Annotated in this window: 7 protein-coding genes; 3 read left to right on the top strand and 4 right to left on the bottom strand. The window is 55.0% G+C overall.

The genetic code is table 11. The features are described 5' to 3' along the window. Nucleotides 1-171: 171 nt before the first annotated feature. The 4 genes from DU29_RS0109170 to DU29_RS0109155 all read right to left on the bottom strand — a co-directional run bounded on the left by DU29_RS0109170 (nt 172) and on the right by DU29_RS0109155 (nt 5,305). Nucleotides 172-1,062: an esterase/lipase family protein gene (locus DU29_RS0109170; RefSeq protein ID WP_028621471.1), complete on the bottom strand. Its 891-nt coding sequence runs from the start codon at nt 1,060-1,062 to the stop codon at nt 172-174. A 351-nt stretch (nt 1,063-1,413) separates the two neighbouring features. Then, on the bottom strand, nt 1,414-2,121 hold the full coding sequence (locus DU29_RS0109165; protein WP_028621470.1) for a hypothetical protein: 708 nt from the start codon (nt 2,119-2,121) through the stop codon (nt 1,414-1,416). Nucleotides 2,122-2,143: 22 nt separating this feature from the next. After that, nucleotides 2,144-2,929 carry a hypothetical protein gene (locus DU29_RS0109160; protein WP_028621469.1) on the bottom strand — a complete coding sequence of 262 codons (786 nt, stop codon included), beginning with the start codon at nt 2,927-2,929 and terminating at the stop codon, nt 2,144-2,146. Nucleotides 2,930-3,235: 306 nt separating this feature from the next. Continuing rightward, entirely contained in the window at nt 3,236-5,305 is a 2,070-nt protein-coding gene (locus tag DU29_RS0109155; RefSeq protein ID WP_028621468.1) for an AsmA family protein, read from the bottom strand. A 387-nt stretch (nt 5,306-5,692) separates the two neighbouring features. Between DU29_RS0109155 and DU29_RS0109150 the strand changes: the two genes are divergently transcribed. The 3 genes from DU29_RS0109150 to DU29_RS0109140 all read left to right on the top strand — a co-directional run. Beyond that, nucleotides 5,693-6,160 carry a hypothetical protein gene (locus DU29_RS0109150; RefSeq protein WP_028621467.1) on the top strand — a complete coding sequence of 156 codons (468 nt, stop codon included), beginning with the start codon at nt 5,693-5,695 and terminating at the stop codon, nt 6,158-6,160. 163 nt (nt 6,161-6,323) lie between these two features. After that, complete coding sequence (locus tag DU29_RS0109145; RefSeq protein ID WP_028621466.1) at nt 6,324-6,956, top strand: TetR family transcriptional regulator; 633 nt, start codon at nt 6,324-6,326, stop codon at nt 6,954-6,956. 213 nt (nt 6,957-7,169) lie between these two features. Continuing rightward, nucleotides 7,170-7,385 (top strand): hypothetical protein (locus DU29_RS0109140; protein WP_028621465.1); only part of this gene is annotated, 216 nt, incomplete at its 3' end.

Raw genomic sequence — 7,385 nt, 5'->3', positions numbered from 1 at the left:
GGGCGGGCTGCTGACGCTGGGAGGGGTGATTCTTTCGGAACGCTGGACGACGGTGTTGGGCCGCGCGTAATCAACTGTGGCGAGGGAGCTTGCTCCCGCCGGGTTGCGCAGCAGACCCTTTTTGTGCCCGCTTCGCGCTCGAGCGGGAGCAAGCTCCCTGGCCACAATGGGTCATACCCCATCCGCCTTCAAACGCGCCGCATGCTCGACAAACAACCGCACCGGCTCGGCGCCCTTGCCAACCAAACCTAGCGACTGGTTGACGATGTCGAAGTGATCCAGCGCAAATTCATCACCAATCACCGTGCCCAAGTGCGAGCTGTAACGACCGACCATCCCGTCACAATGCCCAGCCTCGCGCACGAAGGTCCTGGCGAACAGCCGGCAACTGCGGTTGGTGCCGTCGAACAGATTACGCCCGCGATCAGTCTTGCCTGGCTGCAAGGTGCCGGACCACGAGTAATAGCGCACGCCGTTGACCTCTTCGGGCCCATGCCCGCCCCAGGTTTGCGGCAGGCCCTGTGGAAAACGTTGATTGAACACAGCGACCCCGGCCGTCGTCAGGGAATCATGCGAGGCCTGAATGTCGACCGGCAATTTCGGCCCGCGATAACCGGTGTCCAGCAGGCTCATCAGCGCGCCAATCACGCGCAGCAAAAATGCGAGCAGGCGACCTTTGGCGCTGTTTGACGGGTAATGCTTGTGCAGATAATCCGCCAGTTCCGAGCCATGATTCGGCCCGGCCACCGAGGTAACTGACGCCACAAGATCCGGCCGTTTCCCTGCGGCATAACGCGCCGTCAGCGAGCCCTGGCTGTGACCGATCAGGTTGACCTTCGCCGCGCCCGTCTCGCGCAGAATTTCGTCGATCCGCGCCAGCAGCTGCTCGCCGCGCACCTCACTCGAATTGAGCGGCGAGACCTGCACAGCAATCACAGTCGCACCACCCCGGCGCAACGCCGCGATGATCCCGAACCAATACGGGTAAAGCACCAGTCGGATAAACCCGAGCATTCCTGGGACCAGTACGATGGGATAACGCGGGGCGCAAGCTTGCGACATGGGCATACATCCTTGTGATTGGCGAATGACGCAAGGCGCGATGCAAGACGTCAGCCAAGCATCGCCATGCACCGTGACAACTCGACGATCAGTCTATGCCGTCCACGCTACTTCAGGTCCACCCCGCGCATCCGGGTATTTTCACTGCATATCGCATCAAACTTTTTTGGCACGCAGGCCCGACCACCCGACGTAGCTTCGAAGACTGACTCAGGAAGAAGAGCAGGCCGGTGATATGGCGGACATCCTGAGCGATCTATAAGGAATATGATGACTGCTCTGCCGCAATGAAGTCCGCGACAGGCAGTCAAGCGATATAAGAGTCGGAATCGTATGGGGAATATGATTGACTCAGTTAGACGCTATCGAATATCGCGAGTCCAGGTTGCAGATCAGATGATCGCGTTCACTCGGCAGCATTTCCTTAACGAGACTGCGCAGACCTTTTCGCTCGTAGGATTTCTTGTCCAGTACCCGTCTCGTTATCTGGACGGTTACTTCCCCTAAGATAGTTTCGCTTTCGAACCGGTGCCCCATAAAACCAGCGTCCACGTCTTCGGTGGTCTTAAAGAACACCAAAACATTACTCACCGCAGGGCCGGGTTCAACCAGCGAGTACCGCAGGCAGAAAGTAGCTACCTGTTGAGTCCTGACCGTAGAAACGCGAAAAACAGCGTGTTCCCCGGTTTCTGCCATCAATCCTTCAGCGACCGAAGGTTTCTGTAGTGCATCAATCAGCCTGCCCATCTGAACATTATGGGCAGCACCCAAGGCTGCATTTAGCTTTTGCATCACTGCTTCTTCCAGCACAAACCCAAGTATTGCGTCAGGTGTGTAGCTATAAGTGGTAGAGCTTGATAAATCCCATTTCAGCTGCTTCATCGCCTTGCTGTTTTCAATACTCCACTGCTGCGGATTTTGAAACCTGTCCGCTTCCGAGTTAGCATAGAGTTCAGCGAACAGAAGCGAATTCACTACATCCTCGTCCCACTGAGTTGAGAATCCAGCGCCAATCGAAACGAAGTTCCCTGCTACTATAGATACGTCATCCTTGATCATGTAATTACTCCATAAAGCTTAATCAAAGTTTCACACCATTGAAAAAGTCTTCCGAACTTTTATCAAGGCTATCATAAATCATGTCAACATTTCGGTTATAAATTCTCATATTAAGCTGCATGACAGATGCGACTTTTTTCATTTTGGTCTGAGAGGAACTCCACTTCCATAACCAAAAACCACCCGATTGCTTTTGCGTCGACACGTCCGCAGCTATAAAGCAAGCTATTGCCGTGCCTCCGGGTGTTTGAATGCACGGCAAAACCCTGAAATCCCTACCCACTCCGTTTTCACTATTCTTATCGAATGACGTGGATAAGGAATCGTTCGACTTCAGTGTGTTTATAGTGCTGCCCATCACATCCAGGAATGCAGGAACATTCCTACCGGCCACTGCTTTTACGATATCAAAAACAACATTTTCCATAGTGGCGTTCACGGTTTTATTTACATGATCCTCGTATTTAAATCCGGTAGTACTCCAACCGCAATGATGGAGAGCAGTATTATCAAAGCCGTGCCATCCAATAGGATCCAGCGACTTATTTGTTTCCGAGTCGGCATAACGTTCGGCAAAGTGGATGCTGTCCGCGGCAGCATCTTTCTTGTCGTCATCAAGGTTATCGGTAAAGCCGATTGCAGCTGGGGCATCATAGCCCAACAGAAGATCTGAATTCGCAATTTTTGCGTCATTCAAGGCAGAGAAAGACCTCGGCTGAATCGTCGGAAAAGCATTAACTGGACGGGTAAATTTTACTGTATTAAAAAAAGCCCGACTTTCCAGCTCACTCGGTAATAGAATACTCATTTCAACATCCTTTTTGTAAGAGAGATAATTTTTACGACCAGCTCAACGGCTGGTAGTTAGAATCTAACTTCTCTTACCGAGACTTTCCACACTCCATACAAGTCATTTTATTACCAATCACAGGCACACCTTCTTCGGATACGTATCCCCCCAGATAATTTGCCATATTCATTAGATCGCCTGCCTGGCATATCCAACGCCACTAACCGCTTATTTAAAATCCATCTTATACCGCCACTTAAATTATAGACTCTTAAGTTCAACTTATCTCCATATGAGATTCCCCGGGCAGCACTTCCCCCCGATTCAATTCTTCACAGTCTTAGGCGCCTTGCCCGCCTTCATTTGTTCCAGCAACGGTGCGCATTGATTAGGCTCACCACCGCTCGGTGCCACCAACGCCAGCAAACCCGCCGCCGGTGCAGCAATCACTCCCAGAGCGACCATGCCGGCACCGCGCAACAGCAACGGTACCGCTTTCACGCCCGCATCCGGCTTGATGAACTTGCCTCGTACATACAGCGGTGAACGCAGCGAAATCAAGCGCCAGCCTTTGGATTCCGGGGTGACCGTGAGGTCCAGTTGCTCCGTCGCCATGTTCGCCGTGCCATCGATATAGATAATGGCGTTCTCGGTATCGAAGACAAAAAGCCGCGTCGTCGCGAGGCCCGTCTTTATGTCGAAGTCGGCAGCCGCGCAATTGATCTTCACTTCCTTGTCGCCAAAGATCTTGCTCACAACATAATTGCCGACGTTCAAACCCGCCAACTCCATCAACTCGCGGCTGATGGCGCCGTCATTGATCAGCATCTTCAGGTTGCCATTGGCAGTACCTAAAAGTTTGGCCACAGAGTTGCCGCGACCACTGATATCGGCATCGCCATTGAGCTCGCCGAAACTGGTCTTCATCGGCTCGAAGGTCGGGAACAGTTGTTTGAGTTTGAAACCCCGCGCGGTCAGTTTCGCCGTGCCTTCCAGCGGTTCGGTATGCCCATTCAGACGGATTTGCGCATCGAGCTTGCCGCCGGCCACACCGAAACGCAGCGGCTCGAGACTCAGCACGCCGTCGTTGAGGATCAGGTGCGTGTAGAGATCGCTGAACGGCAGTTGTTCGCTGTGGACGATGCGTTTGCCGGTAAATTCGACATCGGCGTCCATGTCGCGCCAGCGCTCGGTCTTGAACTCTTCGACCGGCAGCACCTTATCGGTCGGCTGCTTGCTTTCACCGCCGCGAGCCTTTTGCTTGGCATTGGAATCCGCGCCGATCAATGGGGCCAGGTCGGCGAACAGCAATTGGTTGGAGACCAGCGAACCGCTAAGTTTGGGCCGTGGCTGGCTCCCCACATAGGCGAGGCTGCCATGGATATCGCTGTCGCCGATCTTGCCGTTGAAGTTTTCGTAGCGGAACACCGCGCCACCGGGCTCATGCAACTTGGCGATCAAGTGACCGTCGGTGGCATAGGGCGGGGTGTCCGGCAGCGTAACGCCGGTCAGCGGGTACAGATTGCCGAGGCTGCTGCCGGCGAGTTTGAGGCGCAGGTCCAGAGCGCCAAGGTTGAGCGGATCGGTCAGCGTACCGGCCAGTTCGACGCTGGTGTCAGCGATTTTCACCTGCGCCTGGAGCGGGAATGGCCGCGACGAATCCTGCAGCGCCAACAGCCCGCCGATTTTGCCTTCACCCGCCAGCTTCTGCTGATGATAGTGGCCTTTGACCTTCAGCCCGAACGCATAATCTTGCGGATTCGAACCTTTCTCCTGGGCGGTTTTCGCCGCTTTTTCACCAACGATGTCGCTGAACGGGATCGGCTTGCCCAGCGGGTCGATGATCAGATCAAGCTCGGTTTTCAGGGTCTGGTCATCAAGGGTGACGTGGCCCTTGTCGAAACCTATCGCGCCAATATCGACCACCCAATTTGAAGGCTCGGCGTCCGGATCCTTTGGATCGAACTTGAAGGTCCAGTTGGCACGACCATCGGCCAGACGCTGGAGGTCGGCATTGGGCTCGGTCAGATCAATGCGCGGGATCGTCACCCGTTGCGCCAACAAGGCCAACGGTGAAATGCGCAGTTCGACGCGTTTGAGCGTGACCATCTGTGGTTGCTTCGACCAGTCCGGGTTACCGAGGCTGAGGTCTTGCGCCACCACGTGCGGCCATGGCACCCAGGCGCGCCATCCGCCCTCGTCGGGTTCACGACGCCACACCACAGCGAGATTGCCGTTGATGGCAAACGGCCGGTGGAGTTCTTCAGAGACTTTTTCGTTGATGGTCGGTTTGATCCGGTTCCAATCGAAGAACGCGATGATCAGTACCAACACCGCCAGCAGAACAACAAGGCTGGCGAAGATCCAGGCAAAAATTTTCGGGGTGCGCGTCATTGCACAGGGCTCCTGATACGACTGAGCGCCCGGACTGCGACGCACATGTGAAACGTTAGGCCGGAACGGCCTGTTATGAAACCTAGGACTGGGAAACGGCCCGCAGGTTTAAACTGAAATACCGCTTAACACTCATATAACCGCCTGACGACATCCTGCCGGCGCATTGGAGCGTTACCTCCCGTGCGCGATTGCGTCGCGAAGATGGGTGGAAAATACCCACTCCAGTGCAAAAACGATCGCCGGAAACACCTGTTCTAGAGCCTCCCAGCCGAACAATCAATTCCGTTGATTATTACCATTGCGTTTATGAACTTTTATATCGACTTATCGAGAGTAGCATTGCCCTCGTACCCACTTTAACGCCCTCCCAAGGAGCACCTGATCATGAAAAGCCAATTACTGCTTAGTATTACTCTTTCGATGCTGGCCAGCAGCGCATTCGCATTGCCAGCTGCTGAACAGGCTACCCCGCAAGTGAAATCCGCTTCGGTGTACAGCCATACCGTCGCTGCGGATGGTTCTGACCGCACTCCACAAGGTCAAACGCTTGCCGAAGGCGGTAACGATCGCCTGAAAGAAAAAGGCCTGATCACAGAAGGCGGCTCCGATCGTACGCCACAAGGCCAGACCCTTGCTGAAGGCGGTTCCGATCGCACGCCACAAGGCCAGACCCTTGCTGAAGGCGGTTCCGATCGCACGCCACAAGGCCAAACCCTTGCTGAAGGCGGTTCCGATCGCACCCCACAAGGCCAGACCCTCGCCGAAGGCGGTGGTGATCGCACGCCACAAGGTCAGACCCTCGCCGAAGGCGGTGGTGATCGTGTCATCGAACGCAATAGCCGTTTGAGCTAAGCCCATGATGGCCACGAAAAAAAGCCCAATCACCGGATTGGGCTTTTGACTTTCAGACCCCTTCAGTTGTTGCCTTTCCCCGCGTAATCCTCCGCTAGTCGTTCGACGCCGGCAAAGCCGATTTGCTAAAGTGCGCCGCTGTCCCGTTCAGAAAAACCTTGCGATGCTGCCCCGCGCCGAACAGAAACAACAAACCCGCAATGCCTTGATGGACGCTGCCCGCCATCTGATGGAGTGTGGCCGCGGCTTCGGCAGCCTGAGCCTGCGCGAAGTGGCGAAAACGGCGGGAATCGTTCCCACTGGTTTTTACCGGCATTTCGCAGATATGGATGAGCTTGGCCTGGTATTGGTGAGCGAGGTCGGCCAGACATTCCGTGAAACTATACGCCTGGTGCGCCATAACGAATTTGTGATGGGCGGCATTATTGATGCCTCCGTGCGCATTTTTCTCGACGTGGTATCTGCCAACCGCTCACAGTTCCTGTTTCTCGCTCGCGAGCAATACGGCGGATCGCTGCCAGTGCGTCTGGCTATTGGTCGATTGCGCGAGGACATCAGCTCAGACCTCGCGGCCGACTTGTCACTCATGCCAAAACTGCAGCATCTGGACCTCGCCGGTTTGAGCGTGATGGCCGACCTGGTAGTGAAAAGCGTATTCGCTACCCTGCCGGATATCATCGATCCCCCGCCGCACGACCTTCCCGAGCATTTGACGCCGCAAGCCAAGATCACTCAGCAGTTGCGATTCATCTTCATTGGACTCAAGCACTGGCAGGGTCTGGGCAGCACGGAATAACACCCCTTTATGCAGAAGCAGAGCTGCTTCTGAAAGAGTCACTCCCTTTGCCACATTTTGGTGCCAGACTTTAATGCGGCGCCCCATTTCTATGCAGCCAGACTTGAATTCCCCCATCGCTCCTACAATTCCGTAAGGCATTTCCTACAGATCTTCCCGATTGGCAAGCCCCTTGCTCTAGCCTGACTTACGTTCATTGCTGGAAGCTTTCCGATGCTGGTGATTCATCGCAGAATCGACCCTCAGCCCGTCTGGGCCGCCGAGTTGCACCTCACCTTCGAAGCCCGCAGTAAAAGCCGTTTGCGCTGTTTCAGTGCCGAAGGTGAAGACGTCGGGCTCTTTCTGGAGCGCGGTCAACCGCCGCTGCACGATGGCGAATGCCTTGAGGCAGAAGACGGCAGAATCGTCCGCGTCTGCGCGCGTCCCGAG

The organism is Pseudomonas sp. Ant30-3 (assembly GCF_000690905.1).
Classification (GTDB): Bacteria; Pseudomonadota; Gammaproteobacteria; order Pseudomonadales; family Pseudomonadaceae; genus Aquipseudomonas.
Note: the sequence above shows the minus strand (reverse complement) of the source record. Positions and strands in the feature narration are given on the sequence as shown.